This window comes from Oceanobacillus sp. M65 (assembly GCF_052246275.1).
Lineage (GTDB): Bacteria > Bacillota > Bacilli > Bacillales > Amphibacillaceae > Oceanobacillus_B > Oceanobacillus_B jordanicus.
In genome coordinates this window covers 236,975-252,241 of the sequence record NZ_JBQQCJ010000005.1, presented here as the reverse complement: position 1 = coordinate 252,241, position 15,267 = coordinate 236,975, and the positions used below count along the sequence as shown (strand labels likewise).

At 40.3% G+C, this 15,267-nt stretch carries 17 protein-coding genes; 7 read left to right on the top strand and 10 right to left on the bottom strand.

From position 1 onward, the window contains the following. Positions 1 to 5: 5 nt before the first annotated feature. The 4 genes from ACTWPF_RS18110 to ACTWPF_RS18095 form a co-directional block, all read right to left on the bottom strand. Positions 6 to 557 carry a cysteine hydrolase family protein gene (locus ACTWPF_RS18110; RefSeq protein ID WP_443150022.1) on the bottom strand — a complete coding sequence of 184 codons (552 nt, stop codon included), beginning with the start codon at positions 555 to 557 and terminating at the stop codon, positions 6 to 8. Continuing rightward, positions 554 to 1,402 (bottom strand): bifunctional hydroxymethylpyrimidine kinase/phosphomethylpyrimidine kinase, encoded by an 849-nt coding sequence (thiD, locus tag ACTWPF_RS18105; RefSeq protein WP_161464347.1) that lies wholly within the window; start codon positions 1,400 to 1,402, stop codon positions 554 to 556. Before thiD ends, ACTWPF_RS18110 begins: the two co-directional genes overlap by 4 nt. A gap of 341 nt (positions 1,403 to 1,743) precedes the next feature. Further along, entirely contained in the window at positions 1,744 to 2,229 is a 486-nt protein-coding gene (locus ACTWPF_RS18100; protein WP_106895669.1) for a DUF456 domain-containing protein, read from the bottom strand. Positions 2,230 to 2,244: 15 nt separating this feature from the next. Beyond that, positions 2,245 to 2,862, bottom strand: coding sequence for a glycerol-3-phosphate acyltransferase (locus tag ACTWPF_RS18095; RefSeq protein ID WP_443150021.1), 618 nt, complete (start codon positions 2,860 to 2,862; stop codon positions 2,245 to 2,247). Positions 2,863 to 3,167: 305 nt separating this feature from the next. On the opposite strand from ACTWPF_RS18095, the gene ACTWPF_RS18090 reads away from it, so the two are divergent. Beyond that, complete coding sequence (locus ACTWPF_RS18090) at positions 3,168 to 3,746, top strand: M15 family metallopeptidase (protein ID WP_161464451.1); 579 nt, start codon at positions 3,168 to 3,170, stop codon at positions 3,744 to 3,746. A gap of 87 nt (positions 3,747 to 3,833) precedes the next feature. Next, positions 3,834 to 4,808, top strand: coding sequence for a ring-cleaving dioxygenase (locus ACTWPF_RS18085; RefSeq protein WP_161464450.1), 975 nt, complete (start codon positions 3,834 to 3,836; stop codon positions 4,806 to 4,808). A gap of 89 nt (positions 4,809 to 4,897) precedes the next feature. On the opposite strand, the gene ACTWPF_RS18080 is transcribed toward ACTWPF_RS18085, so the two are convergent. The 3 genes from ACTWPF_RS18080 to ACTWPF_RS18070 are packed head-to-tail and all read right to left on the bottom strand — an operon-like array spanning position 4,898 to position 6,988. After that, complete coding sequence (locus tag ACTWPF_RS18080; protein WP_161464449.1) at positions 4,898 to 5,878, bottom strand: Gfo/Idh/MocA family protein; 981 nt, start codon at positions 5,876 to 5,878, stop codon at positions 4,898 to 4,900. 5 nt (positions 5,879 to 5,883) lie between these two features. Then, positions 5,884 to 6,057 carry a YtzI protein gene (ytzI, locus tag ACTWPF_RS18075; RefSeq protein WP_081779439.1) on the bottom strand — a complete coding sequence of 58 codons (174 nt, stop codon included), beginning with the start codon at positions 6,055 to 6,057 and terminating at the stop codon, positions 5,884 to 5,886. Positions 6,058 to 6,073: 16 nt separating this feature from the next. Then, the gene (locus tag ACTWPF_RS18070; RefSeq protein WP_161464448.1) at positions 6,074 to 6,988 is read right to left on the bottom strand and encodes a ketopantoate reductase family protein; all 915 of its coding nucleotides are present in this window, start codon (positions 6,986 to 6,988) and stop codon (positions 6,074 to 6,076) included. 427 nt (positions 6,989 to 7,415) lie between these two features. On the opposite strand from ACTWPF_RS18070, the gene ehuB reads away from it, so the two are divergent. From ehuB to ehuA, 4 genes are all read left to right on the top strand, one after another. Beyond that, positions 7,416 to 8,324: an ectoine/hydroxyectoine ABC transporter substrate-binding protein EhuB gene (ehuB, locus tag ACTWPF_RS18065; RefSeq protein ID WP_443150020.1), complete on the top strand. Its 909-nt coding sequence runs from the start codon at positions 7,416 to 7,418 to the stop codon at positions 8,322 to 8,324. A gap of 342 nt (positions 8,325 to 8,666) precedes the next feature. Then, positions 8,667 to 9,293, top strand: coding sequence for an amino acid ABC transporter permease (locus ACTWPF_RS18060; protein ID WP_443150058.1), 627 nt, complete (start codon positions 8,667 to 8,669; stop codon positions 9,291 to 9,293). Then, positions 9,293 to 10,003 (top strand): ectoine/hydroxyectoine ABC transporter permease subunit EhuD, encoded by a 711-nt coding sequence (gene ehuD, locus ACTWPF_RS18055; protein ID WP_161465409.1) that lies wholly within the window; start codon positions 9,293 to 9,295, stop codon positions 10,001 to 10,003. The genes ACTWPF_RS18060 and ehuD overlap by 1 nt, the downstream gene beginning before the upstream one ends. Next, positions 10,004 to 10,774: an ectoine/hydroxyectoine ABC transporter ATP-binding protein EhuA gene (gene ehuA / locus ACTWPF_RS18050; RefSeq protein WP_443150019.1), complete on the top strand. Its 771-nt coding sequence runs from the start codon at positions 10,004 to 10,006 to the stop codon at positions 10,772 to 10,774. 107 nt (positions 10,775 to 10,881) lie between these two features. On the opposite strand, the gene murB is transcribed toward ehuA, so the two are convergent. The 3 genes from murB to ACTWPF_RS18035 form a co-directional block, all read right to left on the bottom strand. Continuing rightward, positions 10,882 to 11,826 (bottom strand): UDP-N-acetylmuramate dehydrogenase, encoded by a 945-nt coding sequence (gene murB / locus ACTWPF_RS18045; RefSeq protein WP_443150018.1) that lies wholly within the window; start codon positions 11,824 to 11,826, stop codon positions 10,882 to 10,884. A 25-nt stretch (positions 11,827 to 11,851) separates the two neighbouring features. Continuing rightward, positions 11,852 to 12,664, bottom strand: coding sequence for an alpha/beta fold hydrolase (locus ACTWPF_RS18040; RefSeq protein WP_036577095.1), 813 nt, complete (start codon positions 12,662 to 12,664; stop codon positions 11,852 to 11,854). Between the two features lie 287 nt (positions 12,665 to 12,951). Next, on the bottom strand, positions 12,952 to 13,749 hold the full coding sequence (locus tag ACTWPF_RS18035) for a histidinol-phosphatase HisJ family protein (RefSeq protein WP_443150017.1): 798 nt from the start codon (positions 13,747 to 13,749) through the stop codon (positions 12,952 to 12,954). A 276-nt stretch (positions 13,750 to 14,025) separates the two neighbouring features. On the opposite strand from ACTWPF_RS18035, the gene hisZ reads away from it, so the two are divergent. Further along, on the top strand, positions 14,026 to 15,267 hold the full coding sequence (hisZ, locus tag ACTWPF_RS18030) for an ATP phosphoribosyltransferase regulatory subunit (protein WP_443150016.1): 1,242 nt from the start codon (positions 14,026 to 14,028) through the stop codon (positions 15,265 to 15,267).

The window sequence follows — 15,267 nt, the reverse complement described above, 5'->3', positions numbered from 1 at the left end:
CTTTTCTATATAACACTTGCTCCAAGAGTATTTTCAAAATGACCAAGCGCCCATTCATGGCTAGCTTGATTAAAGCTAGCGACCGCACCCTTATGAACTACGATCTTGAACCCTTTGTTATAGGCATCTACAGCTGTATGCAACACACAAATGTCTGTACATACTCCAATAATATGTACTTCCTCAATACCGCGTTCGCGCAGCTTTAATTCTAGATCAGTCCCAGCAAAAGCGCTATATCGGGTTTTATCACGATAATAAACATTCTCTTTATCCTTATATTGCTCATAAAGATTGGCTAAACTTCCATAAAGATTCCTGCCAGATGTTCCTATAATATTATGTGGCGGAAAAAGCCTAGCTTCAGGATGTAATGCGTCTCCTTCAAGATGAGCGTCAATTGCTAGCACAACATAATCTCCCGCCGTAATAAACTTTTCTGTTAAGCTTACGATGTTATCCTCTATAGCTTGACCCGGTTCGCCGCATGTTAACTTCCCATCCTCTGCGACGAAATCATATGTGTAATCTACATTAATTAAAGCGCGTTTACTCATTTGGCTTCCCCCTGATTAACATGATAGATTTTAATTTTGCTAGCTTCTCCATATTTTCTCTCGGCCGCATGGTAAGTCGGACCAACGATATCCGTATAGGAAAAACCATATTCAATCGCACTCGTTACAAAACTTTTTGCTTTTTTGACAGACTCATAAACAGAAAAACCTTTTGTTAAAAATGCTGTAATGGCTGCAGAATAAGTACAGCCAGCTCCACTTGTATTGGCGGTTTCCATACGCGGGGCTTCAAACAATGTCATATTTTTTCCGTCGAATAGGACATCAATGGCAGGACCGTCCAGTCTCCCCCCTTTTACAAGAACATTTTGACAACCAAGATTATAAAGATCCACCGCTGCCTGCTTTAGTTCCCCCACAGACGTAATACTTCTTCCATCTAATAATAAAGATGCCTCTGGTACGTTCGGTGTAATAATAGTCGCCATTGGAATCATTTTTTCCTTGAGTGCATGAATTGCTTTATCCTCAAGTAGCTTCGAATTCATCTTTCCTACCATTACCGGATCAACAACTAAATAGTTAATGTCTGCTTGTTTCACTAATCTAGACACATTCTCTATTATCTCTTCGGAAAAGAGCATCCCTATTTTTACTCCTTCCACACCTACCTGCTCGATAGCAGTTGCAAACTGTGCTTCAATGGCCTCTATTGTCTGGAGATGAACATTTTTCTTTGTCTTGGGATGCCTGGAAACAATCGCTGTAAGTACGCTCATTCCGTAGGTATCTAATTCTTGAAATGTTTTCAAATCTGCCTGAATCCCTGCACTTCCTCCTGCAGCAGATCCGGCAATGGTCATCACTCTAGCTGGTAGTTTCATCAAAAAAACCCTTTCTATCTTACTTTAGAGAGCACCAATATTTAGCGAGAATAATCGGCGCTCTCCGCTTTTCTTTTGTCTAGCTCCGCGCGCCAGAAACTAGGCTTCTTCGCAAACCAACCTGTGATAAGGCATCATCGATTCGTTAAACAAGGTAGGTCGACTAAAACCGGCCTTGCCGGCCAACGCCGACATACCCCTTTTGCAGGGGCATGATTTCTTTATCTCAGTTGATTCACTCCAGACGCTACGTGGGCCCGGAGGATCCGGGTCATGCCGACGTTGACCCAGGACGGGTCGTGTTTAGTCGGCGTTCCATAAACGGCGCTCTCCGCTTTTCTTTAGAATATCACAACGATTATAAACCAGATAATCATAACGAGCTGTATTACAACTTTGGCAACTGCTCCTCCTAAAAAACCGATTAAGGATCCTACAGATGCAAGCAGTGCTTCCTGTGCTGTTCTCTTTTGAATCATTTCAATAATAAACACAGCAGCAAATGGGATGATAATGATACCAAACGGTGGAATAATAAACGATCCAATGATAACTGCAATCGCCGCTCCCCGCTCTCCCCATTTACTACCACCATATTTTTTCACAAAATAACTATTGGCTATAATATCTGAAACAATAAGCACAACCGTTAAAACAATCATTACCGTCCAAAAAACAGCATTAAGCTCGTTGCTATTTAACACGAAATGATAAAGCAAGAATCCTCCCCATATCACAAGCACAGAGGGGACAATTGGGAAAATAATGCCTACAAAACTTAGTATAAACAATACGCTAATAGCGATCCAAATGATAATATCTAGCATAAGTTCCTCCAGTGATTATTTTTTACGAAACATACTTGAAAGCTTCGTCTCTTCTTTTCTCCATATACGTTTATAATTTTCTATATGTTTCATAATACTCAACAAAGATAAGAACACGACGATCATGGTTGGTTCCACACCGAAAAATAAGTATGTTGTCACTAGAAATGACAGGTACATAAACAGTACCCCAACAACAAGGTAATCTGTCGTAAAAGTAAATAGAAACAATATAGCAATCCCTATCACGGCAATTTTCCAATCAATCGCCAGTAGGCCCCCAACAAGGCTGGCTGTCCCTTTTCCTCCACTAAATTTCATCGTGATAGGATAGTTATGCCCTACAATTACAAAGAGTGCCGTGACATAAACAAGTAAAATCTGAGCATCACCATTAACACCGCTCTCTCTTATGATAAATAAAGCTAGCATTATTGCTGCTGTTGCTTTAAAAATATCAATTAATGCAACAAGAATACCGTATTTCCAACCAAGTAAAATTGTTGTGTTGGAAGCCCCAGCATTCTTAACACCACTATTTTTTATATCGACTTTCTTCATCCTGCTAACCACCTGGGAACCGTGGATACAACCGAAAATATAACCCAGTAAACTAACAATAAAGGTTAACATACGCAATCCTCCTTTATACCGGTGCAACCGTCCGTAAAACCCCACTTTTATAACTTAAAGTGAAACCGTAATGTTTAAGTGGTAGTAATAGACGCTAACACCACGATTCGCTAACTAACAATCAGTCGGGAAGGACGACCCCCCACTGATTGAAGTTTCACTTTATTGGCCTTATTATAACGTAAATAATATAAAGAAAGAACATGAAATTTGCTCAATAATCCTCCCTCGCCAACAGCATAATGCCCTCTTTATTTGTTAGAATAAGATAAGAACTAGAAATATAGGTTGAGGGGAATAACAGCATGCGGCAGACATCTAGCATACTTAGTACGTGGCTTATCATTATCCTATTCTTCGTATTGCTTTTTACATTATATAACCAACAAAACAAAAAATATGATGACAAAGGAAAGGATGCATCCATTCCAACAGAGCTTCATCCTATCGTAGAAGAGCATAAAAACAAGCTAGTGAAAGAGGCTGAGAATATAGGTATAGAATTGATTATCACGGAAACCATTCGAACCTATGATGAACAGAACGCACTTTATGAACAAGGGCGAACGACAGAGGGAAACATTGTTACACACGCACAAGGAGGAGAATCCTATCATAATTATGGCTTGGCCATTGATTATGCCCTCTCCGATCAGGATGGGAACCTTATCTGGGACCTTAACTATGACGGAAATGGAGATGGGGATTCTGACTGGTTCGAGGTTGCAGATATAGCAAAGGATCTCGGCTTTGAATGGGGTGGGGATTGGGAGAACTTCAAAGATTATCCGCACCTTCAAATGACGTTTGGCCTTTCAATAAGAGATCTTCAGAACGGGTTAAGACCAAAGATTGAACAGGGAGTCGAGGAAGTAGACAATTAATCCAGTGAGGATTATAATAAAATTATCTTGAATTCAAACTATTTTCCGAGTAAATATCATACACAATTGATCGAAGGAGGAAAACATATGGAACTGAAAGGTATCCACCACGTCTCAGCATTAACGTCAAACGCAGCAGACAACTACTCTTTTTATACAGAAGTTCTTGGAATGCGCCTTGTTAAAAAGACTGTAAACCAGGATGATACTTCCGTGTACCATTTATTTTATGCAGATGAGATAGGCAACCCTGGTACTGATTTGACGTTTTTTGAAATACCACGTGCAGGTACGACCTATCCTGGTGTCAGCAGTATCTCTGCAACATCTCTACGTGTTAAGGATAACAATGCTCTACAATACTGGAAGCAACGTTTCATCGAGTATAAGGTTGACCATGATGAAATCATTACTGTGGGTGGCCGAAAAATTGTCTCTTTCCGAGACCCAGAAGGCCAGAGGCTTAAGTTAATATCAGATGAAACAAATAATGGTGTAAAAGGTGGTACCCCATGGAAAAAGGGGCCAGTTCCCGTTGAAAATGCCATCATCGGACTTGGACCAAGTCATCTCACTGTTAATGATCCAGATCCAACCATAAAGGTGCTGACAGAGGTTCTCTCCTTTAAGGAGATCGATCGTTACCCTTCCTTAGTTCAAGGTCAACAGGATGTACGTGTCTTTTCAACTGGCGAAGGTGGCACTGGTGCAGAGGTTCATTTGGAAACAAGATCCGACCTCCCAAGAGAACGACCTGGAAGAGGGAGTGTCCATCATGTGGCATTCCGTGTAGATAACGAAGAGGAATTACAGTATTGGAAGGAACGCTTGCAAAGTGCCAGACTTCCCAACTCAGGATTAGTGGAGCGTTATTACTTTAAATCACTTTATTTCAGAGAGCCAAATGGTATTCTTTTTGAACTAGCTACAGACGGTCCTGGCTTTACAACCGACGAAGATCCAGAACACCTAGGCGAATCGCTGGCATTGCCACCATATTTCGAACAAGATAGGGAACGTATTGAAGCTAGATTAAAACCACTTGATACAAAAAGAGGCTAAGGTATTTATATTCGCCTTTGAACTTTATAGAAAAAAAGAGGTCGAGCGATTTTAAATTTATCGCTCGACCTTTTACTTATCGTCCCTTATTACTCTCCTGGAAATAGGATATTGTGTTGTTTTCTTGCTTCGGACGTCCATTTTGCAACCTGTCTACTACGTTCTAGTCCTGCCGCGTGATCCTCAAGGTTTTGTTCCTTTACCATCTTAACGAAAGCTCGGGCTTCATAAATCATGTCTAATTGCTCCTGCTTTTCAGCTAATTCTGTTGTCTCTTTTGTTTTTCTATCATAAAAGGACAGCTGTTCGATTGGTGCCACATGATCCATTCTTAAGGCACCATCTTCCCCATGAATTTCAGATGGTGCGGTCCCTTGGGCTATTTTTGAACAGAGGATGGTGACAACAAATTCGTTATAGGTTAGTACAAGGGTGCCACTTCCATCCGTCCCGTTCGACAGCAGGACAGGAAAATAGTTAATGTTATTCGGTTCGCCAAACAAGTCTAGTGCCAAACTTAGTGGGTAAACGCCTAGATCCATTACTGCGCCACCAGCAAACTCTTTGGAAAACACATTAGGTGCTTTTCCTTCTTTAAAGGCATCATATTTAGAAGAATACTGTACATATTGCAGCATCACACTGCGAACCTGACCAACTTGAGTCAACTGATCTTTTAACTTCTTATAGTTAGGGGAATAAAGATGGCGAAATCCTTCAAATACAAAGACGCCCTTTTCCTTTGCTGTCTCCTGTACATGATTCCACTGTGATTCATTTAAGACCATTGGTTTTTCACAAAACACATGTTTGCCATTCTCCATACACATAATCATATGCTCATAATGCATTCTATTCGGTGAAGCAATATAAATAAAATCGGATTCTTCGTCCTGTAGCATAGCTTCCAAATTAGAAAACCACTGTTTCGCTCCGTTTTTCTCCGCGAATGCTTTAGCACTTTCCTCTGTTCTAGAATAAACAGCATGTAGTTCAGCAGATCCTGATTGTTTCGCTGCTGCTATAAAGGATTCTGTTATCCAGCTTGTACCTATTGTTGAAAATTTCATTTTTATCATTTCTCCTCTTCTTTTTCTTCCTGGTTATCCTCTTTGTTGCTATCCTCACCAGGTAATGGATCAACTTCATGTTTGTATGCATACCCTTTTGAAATGGTAAACAGCGATAAAAGCAAAACAATTGCCACTACAGCGACCATCACAATAATAACAATAGTAAATGTAGACAAATTGCCCCCTCCATTTCTACGCCTTTTCAAATGGCTTGATGATACCGTATATAGCTTTTGTGTAAGGCAGATTAATACCTGTCTTTTCAGCTAACCGGATTGCGCCACCATGAAGATGTTCTAATTCAAGATGAAGACCTTTTCTTCGGTCTTGGTGCATTGAGGAGGTTGCTTCAGCCTGAAGTGTGATCAATTTCTTTTCCGCCTCTTTAATATGCTCATCTTTTAATTCTGCTCCATATGCATTTGCCAGCTGCTTCATTTCTTTCAGCAATTCTTTGGCAATCTGAAACGTCTCCGGTTGTTCTCTTATTTCTCCAATAGCAAGATTCGTAGCCGTAGTAATGCCAGAAAAGGCATTGATAAATGAATATTTCTTCCAAAGTTCCTCAAGGATATTCTCGCTATTTATAGCATGAAAGTTTGCCTTAGTAAACAGAGCTTGGAGCTTTTCGCATATTTCTGTTTGCTCCGTATATAGCGGACCAAAAATAAGGTCATGAAAGTCACTTGAATGGATCACATGGCCCTTATTATCCAATGTTGCGATAATAAAAGACAAGCCTCCGAGTACAGCTTTGTTCCCTAAATGCTTTTGTAGAAGTTCAATATGTTCTATTCCATTTAAAACAGGAAGCACATAAGCGCCTTTATTGGAAAGCACTTTTAGTGGCTCAAGGACCCCATCTAAGTGATATCCTTTTACGCCTGCTAATACAAGGTCTGCTTCAGGAATATCATTTGGATCGGTCGTTACATTTGGGTTTTTAATAGTATAATCACCTTGTTTGCTCGAAATTCGCAAACCTTGCTCCTTCAGTTGGACTGCTCTCTTTTCTCGTACCAAGAAGGTTACTTCTGCCCCTGCCTCGTGTAATCGTGCCCCAAAATATCCACCCAATGCTCCGGCTCCCATTATCACAACTTTCATAAGTATTCCCCCTTTGTTTAATCTTGTTCCACTCTTTCTATCGTACCTTGTCCTTAACTGTATTGTCTAGAATAGCTTTATAAATCAATGTCTTCATTTTCAACCAAATGTTGGGAAAATGATAGCATATGGAACAATACACTAGTATATTTCTGTCTCTGACACTCTAACTTACTTATTTGCACTATACGCCAGTTAATTATAAATAATCAAAATATACTGGGTTTGAAACGTTCTTGTAATACCTTTAACATAACTATATAAGTGCTTTTCATTAAGTCAGCCAATTTTCGGTAATTTTTTTTACATATAAGGGGTGATGTTTTTCCTAGGAGTAAAGTACGCCTTGATTGATTACCTTGTAAATATGGCTTAATAAAAGAAAAGCACGCTTGGAAAATAAAAAATAGGAGGTCAATAGAAACATATGAAGAAAATTATACTTACTAGTTTATTAGGTTTAATATTAATCGCTCTGGCTGCCTGCGGCTCAGAAGATGAAGGTGCAAGTGGGGATGGCGGCGACAGCGAAAGCGAAAGTAATGGCGGAAAATTGGAAGAATTACAAGAAGCAGGAACAGTTAAAATTGGATTTGCCAATGAAGAGCCCTACGCTTATGAAGAAGATGGGGAACTAAAAGGAGCAGCAGTAGATATTGCAGCTGCTGTCTTTGCGGAACTAGGTATTGATAACATGAAATCACAGCTTTCTAATTTCGATTCTCTTATTCCTGGACTGCAAGCAAATCAATTTGATGTCGTGACAGCTGGAATGGCTATTACTCCAGACCGTTGTGAACAGGCAGCCTTTGGCGAACCGGAAATGGTGTATGGTGAGGGCTTGGTTGTACAGGCTGGAAATCCACTTAACATTCAAAGCTACCAGGACATCGCCGACAACCCGGACATCCGAGTAACTGTAATGTCTGGTGCAACAGAAGTGGGTTATCTTGAAAGTGTAGGAGTTAGTGATGATCAAGTAACACCTGCCGATGATATTCCAGCAACATTCTCTGCCATCCAAGCGGATAGAGCTGATGTTACAACTGCCACAGAAATGACACTTCGCATGGCGGTGGAAACAGCTGGCGATGATCTTGAGTTTGTTGATAATTTCGAGCAGCCTGATATCGAAGGGGTACCAAGCTATGGGGCAGCTGCATTCTCTAAGGATAATACCGAGTTAAGAGATGCGTATAATGAAAAACTTAAAGAACTGAAAGAAGATGGAACTGTTGCCGAGTTGCTTGAAGCAAATGGGTTTGACCCGGAGAGCAACATGGCTGAAGCCGGAGAAATCACAACTGAATCAGTTTGCAGCGGAGAAAATTACTAATCATAACAAAAAATAAAAACTGCCTTATTCCTTTAAATGGATAAAGTGAACCTTCAATCAGTGGTGGTTTTCATTCTTCCCCCCTGATTGTTAGTTGAACGAATCGGGGTGTTAGCGTCCGTTTACTCCCACTAAAAACTCACGGTTTCACTTCATGTTTTGAAGTGGAGTCTTACGGACGGTTGCACCGGGATAAAGTGAGCGTTTCACATCTTCTAGATGACGAGACTCCATAGGGTCTTCCTCCCGCCAAAGGGGGGCAGGTCCTATGTTTTTCTGTGTTGACTACTATGAAAAGGAGTGCTTCCAATTAGTGTATTTACAGATATATTCCCCTACCTTATGCGTGGGATTAATATAACTATCTCTGTCCTTATCGCCACCGCGATTTTAGGTTACCTGATGGCATTTATAGCAGGTCTTTGCCGTCTATCTTCAAATGTATTCATACGCAAGGCTACCGGATTCTATATTGAATTATTTCGTGGCACCTCATTAATCGTTCAATTATTTTGGCTCTACTATGCTGTACCCATGCTTTTTGACATTCAGCTTGGCAGCAATTGGCTTGTTGGGGTTATTGCCATTGCGCTGAATTATGGTGCCTATATGTCAGAAATTGTAAGGGGATCTATTCTTTCTGTGGCCAAGGGTCAGACTGAAGCTGCCACAGCACTCAATATGTCTAGCTTTCAGCGTATGCGGCTGATTATTTTGCCACAGGCAGTGCGCATGATGCTACCAGAGTTCGGAAATTATTTAATTCAAATGCTAAAAGCAACTTCCTTAGTTTACTTAATTGGCATGAACGATATATTATACTACGGAAACATTCTGCGAAGTAATGATTTGTCACAAGCTCCAACCGTGTACTTACTTCTTCTAGTATTCTACTTTATTCTAGCGTTGCCAATTATCTGGCTAACGCGCAAAGCAGAAGTTATTTCCAAGAAAGGAGTGGCTAGCTAATGGATAATTGGAGTTGGGAGATATTTTTTGACGCCTTTCCTGTTGTATTGGAAGGACTGGGCATTACCGTTGGACTAACATTAGCCTGCTACTTATTTTCACTCATATTCGGCTTTGTGTGGACCTTTTTACGAAGAGTACCGTTTAAGCCTTTGAATTGGATTGTGACATGGGTAATGGAATTTATTCGTTCTACCCCACCTTTGGTACAATTATTCTTTATTTACTTTGCATGGCCAATGGTTCCTGTCGTAGGGATGACTCTGTCGCCATTTACTAGTGCAGTACTCGGCCTTGGACTTCACTTCAGTACCTACATCGGAGAAGTATACCGATCCGGAATTGAAGGAGTTGATAAGGGACAGTGGGAAGCTTCACAAGCTCTAAATCTCTCTACAAGGCAAAAGTGGTTAAAGATTATTTTGCCACAGGCAATCCCTCCAACCATTCCCATGCTTGGAAACTACTTAATTATTATGTTTAAAGAAGTTCCACTTGCCTCCACGATTGGCGTAGTAGGAATCCTTCATATGGCGAATAGTTATGGCGCACAATATTGGGCATATTTGGAGCCTTTAACAATTGTTGCGATTTTATTCTTAGTTTTAAGCTATCCTTCTGCTATTCTAATAAGTAAGCTAGAAAAAAGGATGAATCGACGGTTTGATAAAAAAGAGACATTAAATAGTAGTAAAGGAGCGACAACTTAAATGACAGAGCCAATTGTAACATTTCAGGATGTGCACAAATCCTTTGGGGATGTAGAAGTATTAAAAGGGATTAATCTTGATATTAAGCCCGCTGAAAAAGTAGCGGTAATTGGACCAAGTGGTTCAGGGAAAACTACCATTATCCGCATGTTAATGACATTGGAAAAACCAACTTCCGGTGATATTATCGTCGACGGGAAAAACCTATGGAAGATGGATAAGAATGGACAGCTTGTTGATGCGAATGAAAAGCATTTGCGCGAAGTGCGCGGAGATATCGGCATGGTCTTTCAGCATTTTAACCTTTTTCCACACATGACTATTTTAGAAAACTGTATGACCGCACCAATCCATGTGAAGAAGGAAAATAAACAGACAGCGAAACAACACTCTATCCAGATGCTTGAAAAAGTTGGACTTGGACATAAATTGGATAATTATCCAAGCCAGCTTTCCGGTGGACAAAAACAGCGAGTTGCCATGGCCCGTGCTTTAGTTATGCGCCCGAAGGTCATGTTGTTTGATGAGGTAACCTCTGCTTTGGATCCAGAGCTTGTCGGAGAAGTACTCGAGGTAATTCGGGACATTGCAAAAGAGGGAGAAATGGCCATGATCCTCGTTACACATGAGATGGATTTTGCTCTAGATGTTGCAGATAAGGTCTTGTTCCTTGATGAAGGTGTTATCGCAGAACAAGGAACAGCAAGTGAAGTTATTGAACATTCCAGTAACGAGCGACTGCAAAGCTTCCTTAAGCGCTTTAGAGCTTAACTCTAGTTAGTTTCATTTAGTAAGAAAAATTTCTTAACATGTAAAAAAGCTTTGGAATCTGCCGTTTAGCAGTCCAAAGCTTTTTTAATAAGAAGATGCCCTATTAGTTATGCATCTTCTCCAATAATTTTAACTTCACGTTCTAACTTAACGCCAAACTTTTCATCGACTGTCTTCTGCACGTGATGAATTAAAGCAATATATTCACTCGCTGTGGCTCCATCTTTATTTACAATAAAGCCGGCATGCTTCAGGGATACTTGCGCCCCGCCAATCTGTTTTCCTTGCAAAGCGCTATCTTGGATTAACTTACCTGCAAAATAGCCAGGGGGACGTTTAAATACACTTCCACAGGACGGGTATTCCAATGGCTGTTTTGACTCGCGTTTAAACGTTAAATCATCCATAACTTCCTTAATTTGTTCATAATCGCCTGGTTGAAGTACAAAGGTTGCTTCAAGTACAATATACTTCTTTTCTGGGATGTTACTTGTGCGATAATCCATCTCTAATTCCTCTACTGGCAGTGTCAGCAAATTACCTTCCGGGTCTACCACTTTTGTACTGACAAGGACATCTTTTATCTCCCCGCCGTAAGCACCAGCATTCATAAATAGCGCCCCACCGACCGAACCTGGTATTCCACAGGCAAATTCCAGTCCGCTTAACCGACGCTCCAATGCTTCTCTTGATACATCAATAATCCTTGCGCCACTTCCTGCAACAATGGTGTTTGAAGTCGTTTGAATTGAGCTGAGTTTTTTTAGGTTCATGACTATCCCACGGATGCCACCATCTTTTACAATTAGATTGGATCCGTTTCCTAACAACGTAAAAGCTACCATTTCGCTGTTAGCCAGCTTTACGATAGCCTGCACTTCTTCATATGTTTCCGGTGTAACAAGAATGTCCGCTTTTCCACCGAGTCGCGTATACGTATGGTTGCTTAACAATTCATCTACCATGACATTTTGCTTGTTCGTTATTTCTATTAGCTTTTCATATATGGGATGATTAATCATCTGTATCATTCCTTTGAAGTTATTCCGCATGCCGTAGCACCTATTTCATTTTAAGTTATTGAACACGATCTTTCCATAGAAAAGAATGGATAAGTTGGTCGACCTGTTGATTTTCATGCAATCCACTATGCCCAAGACTCTTATCCTCTATCACAATCTCTTCAAGCTGTTCCTTTGGGATAATCTGACGCAAGGATTTAAGGCTTTCTGGCACCGCTACCTTATCCCCTGTACTCCCAATGCTTAAGACACTGATATCTTCAGGGAATGGCCGTTCACGCAACATTTCCAGCGCAGCCGATCCAGGTATAAGATCTGTAGCGGCAGGACCATGGTTTACTTGAAAATAGCCCTCGCTGTAAATACCATCAAATGGACTAGCGATAGCCACAAATTTATCAACCTTCGGATATAGTTCTTTATCATTATATTGTTTCAAGAATTCAAGTGACACTATACCACCCATGGAATGCCCAACTAAATTAACGTTTTCCACATAATAGTGCTGCTTCATATGCTTTAGAACAGAGGCAAACCAGGCAGCACTTTGAGTAAAGCCTGCGCGATTATCTTCGAATACAACTTGGACAAGTGGCGGCTCTGATCTCCCTTTGCTTAAATTGCGTGTACTGATTTCACCATTGGCAGAAACATAGTAAATTAACGCCCTATTTCCCCAGTTATATTTGTCCTCAAATCGATCAAGCATGAAGCCAAACGAGTTAAAGGTCCCCTTATAGCCATGCAGAAAAACCGTTGGCTTGGTTGTACTAATATCAGGTTTTCGTTCAGATTGATAACCCAATGAGATCATTCCCAACAAGACTATAAAGCCTACAGTTAGCCTTGTAATATTTTTTCGGTTCAAAGAGTATCCCTCATTTTTCACAGTTGTACCCTAAGTATACCATTTTCGCCCTATTTCTGTCCCTGACACACCAAATTATTCGTAAGTTAGATAAATTTCGCGTCCTTTTTGGTAACTCTTTCTAATATCATGCCCTTGTCCCGGTGCAACCGTCCGTAAGACTCCCACTTCAAAACATGAAGAGAAACAGTTAGTTTTTAGTGGGAGTAAACGGACGCTAACGATTCGTTCAACTAAAAATCAGTGGGGGAATAATGAAAACCCCGACTGATTGAAGTTTCACTTTATTAAAACAACTGCTCAATCGCGTGAAAGGTTGGCTTCTGATCGGAATAAGTAGCAATATTGGAAAAGCCAATTGATTGGAGCAACTCTAAAGCATCCCTAAATCCGTAAGCAACCGTTGTTTCCATATGAGAGTCAGAGCCTAAAGTAATGATTTCTCCCCCACACTCCTTATAAAGTTTTAATATATCTGTGCTTGGCATTCCATTGTTCAGCCCATAACGAAACCCTGATGTGTTCAATTCAATCCCTTTTCCGTCTGCAATAATTCTCTTGAAAATTTGTTCTAATAAATCGTGAAAATCAAGCCTACTCTTTTGCTCTGTATACCTTTTGACCAAGTCAATGTGACCCAACACGTTATAGTCCTGAAAATGGGTTATACAATCGAGCAACTCTTCATAGTAAATCTGATATGCCTCTTCCACCGTTTTACCAGCAAAGAAACTCCCTGAATGAAGGTCCTTTTGCTCAGACGTATGCATGGAACAAATAATAAAGTCAAAGCGGTTCGCTGCAATAAGTTCTTCATAGCGGGAAAGAAGATGTGGTTCGACCCCAATTTCCACACCTTTCTTAATACTAATGCTTTCCCCGTAATTCTGTTTCATTTCCTTTAGCTTTTTCTCATATTGATTGAGATCAAGCTCAAATGAAATAGTTGGATCAGGGTAGTCGAAATCAACATGCTCGGTAAAACAAATTTCCTTAAGCCCCTTATCAATCGCAGATTCGATCGTTTTCTCCATTGGCGTAGAGCAATCAGCCGAGAAATTGCTGTGTATATGGTAATCAAACATTAAAATCTTCTCCTTTTGGTTGACTTTTCTAACTATACTACTTACAATACTATATAACTTTACTAAGATAAAGCGATAAAGCGATAAAGGATATAAAATATTTTGATTTATTGAGAAAAGCGTAGAACGGCTGTTTAAAAACGTAGCGGCTGGACCGAAGCGATTAAAATAAAGGAATCACGATGAGGTACGAATCGATGATGACTTATTGAAAAGAGCTAAGGGAAGTCGCCTAGTTTTTGCCGATCGGAGTTAGACAAAGAAAGGAGTATTGTCATGCCATCCTATCAAATTGGTTCAGCGAAAGCGGAATATAATGCAGAGGGATTTAAACGAAGAGAAACCTTGATAACACAATTTAAAAATCGTTTTTCTACTTACGGATATGAACAAATTAGGACATCTACTTTTGAATCCTATGATCTTTATTCAAAGCTTACTGGTACAGTAAATAAAGACGATATGGTAAAGGTTATTGATTCTTCCGGAAAGGTTCTTGTTATGCGGCCGGATGTTACCATTCCCATCACGCGAATGGTTGCCGAAGGTGGAATGCCAGAAGAAGAGTTGCGTTACTTTTACATTCAAGATGTTTTTAGAAGTACAGCCAGTAATGGTACGAAGGAAAGTACGCAGGCAGGGGTCGAATGCTTGGGTAATAACCGGCCTGAAACAGATGCCGAGGTAATCATGCTCGCTATCCATAATTTAAAGGAATTAGGATTCTCCAACTTCAAAATAGAAATTGGCCATGCTGGATTCTTTAAATCATTAATTGCTCCAGCAGGATTGAACCCTTCGGAAATAGAACAGCTACAATCGTTGATTCAGTCAAAAAACATTGTAGAAATGGTACCGTTTCTTGAACAATTATCTTTAACAGAAGATCTGCGCGAAGCCATGCAAGCTATTCCCATGCTCTATGGGACACCGCGGGAAGTCATGCAACAGATTTCCGATAAGCTATTAAATGAAGAGATGCATAAAAATCTTAATAACCTATCAGAGATTGTGGATATATTAGAAGATTACGAGGTTGGAGAACATATCGTCTTAAATCTTGGACTAATCAACAACATGAATTATTACTCAGATGTCATTTTCCAAGGATTTGTTGAACAGGTCGGACACCCCCTTCTCATGGGAGGTCGCTACAATAATTTAGGAGACCAATACGGTGTTCACCTGCCTGCTATTGGATTTGCTATAGAAGTGGATCTACTACAGGATGCGCTAGTGCATAAAGGCCAGATAAGTGAAGTAACGATGGCGCAACAGCTTATCATGACCTATGAGAAGATTAAGCAGAAGGAAGCAATCCAAACAGCACAATTTCTACGCGAAGATGGATTTCCCGTTCGTATATTTCCTGAGTCATCTGTGGTTACCACAAATCCTATAGACATAAAAATTACTCTCAGCGAAGGTGTAAATACCATAACAACTAAAGAAGGCACACAAACATTTCATAACTACCAAGCACTTTTAGACATTCTGAAGCGAAACGGAGGTAGGTAA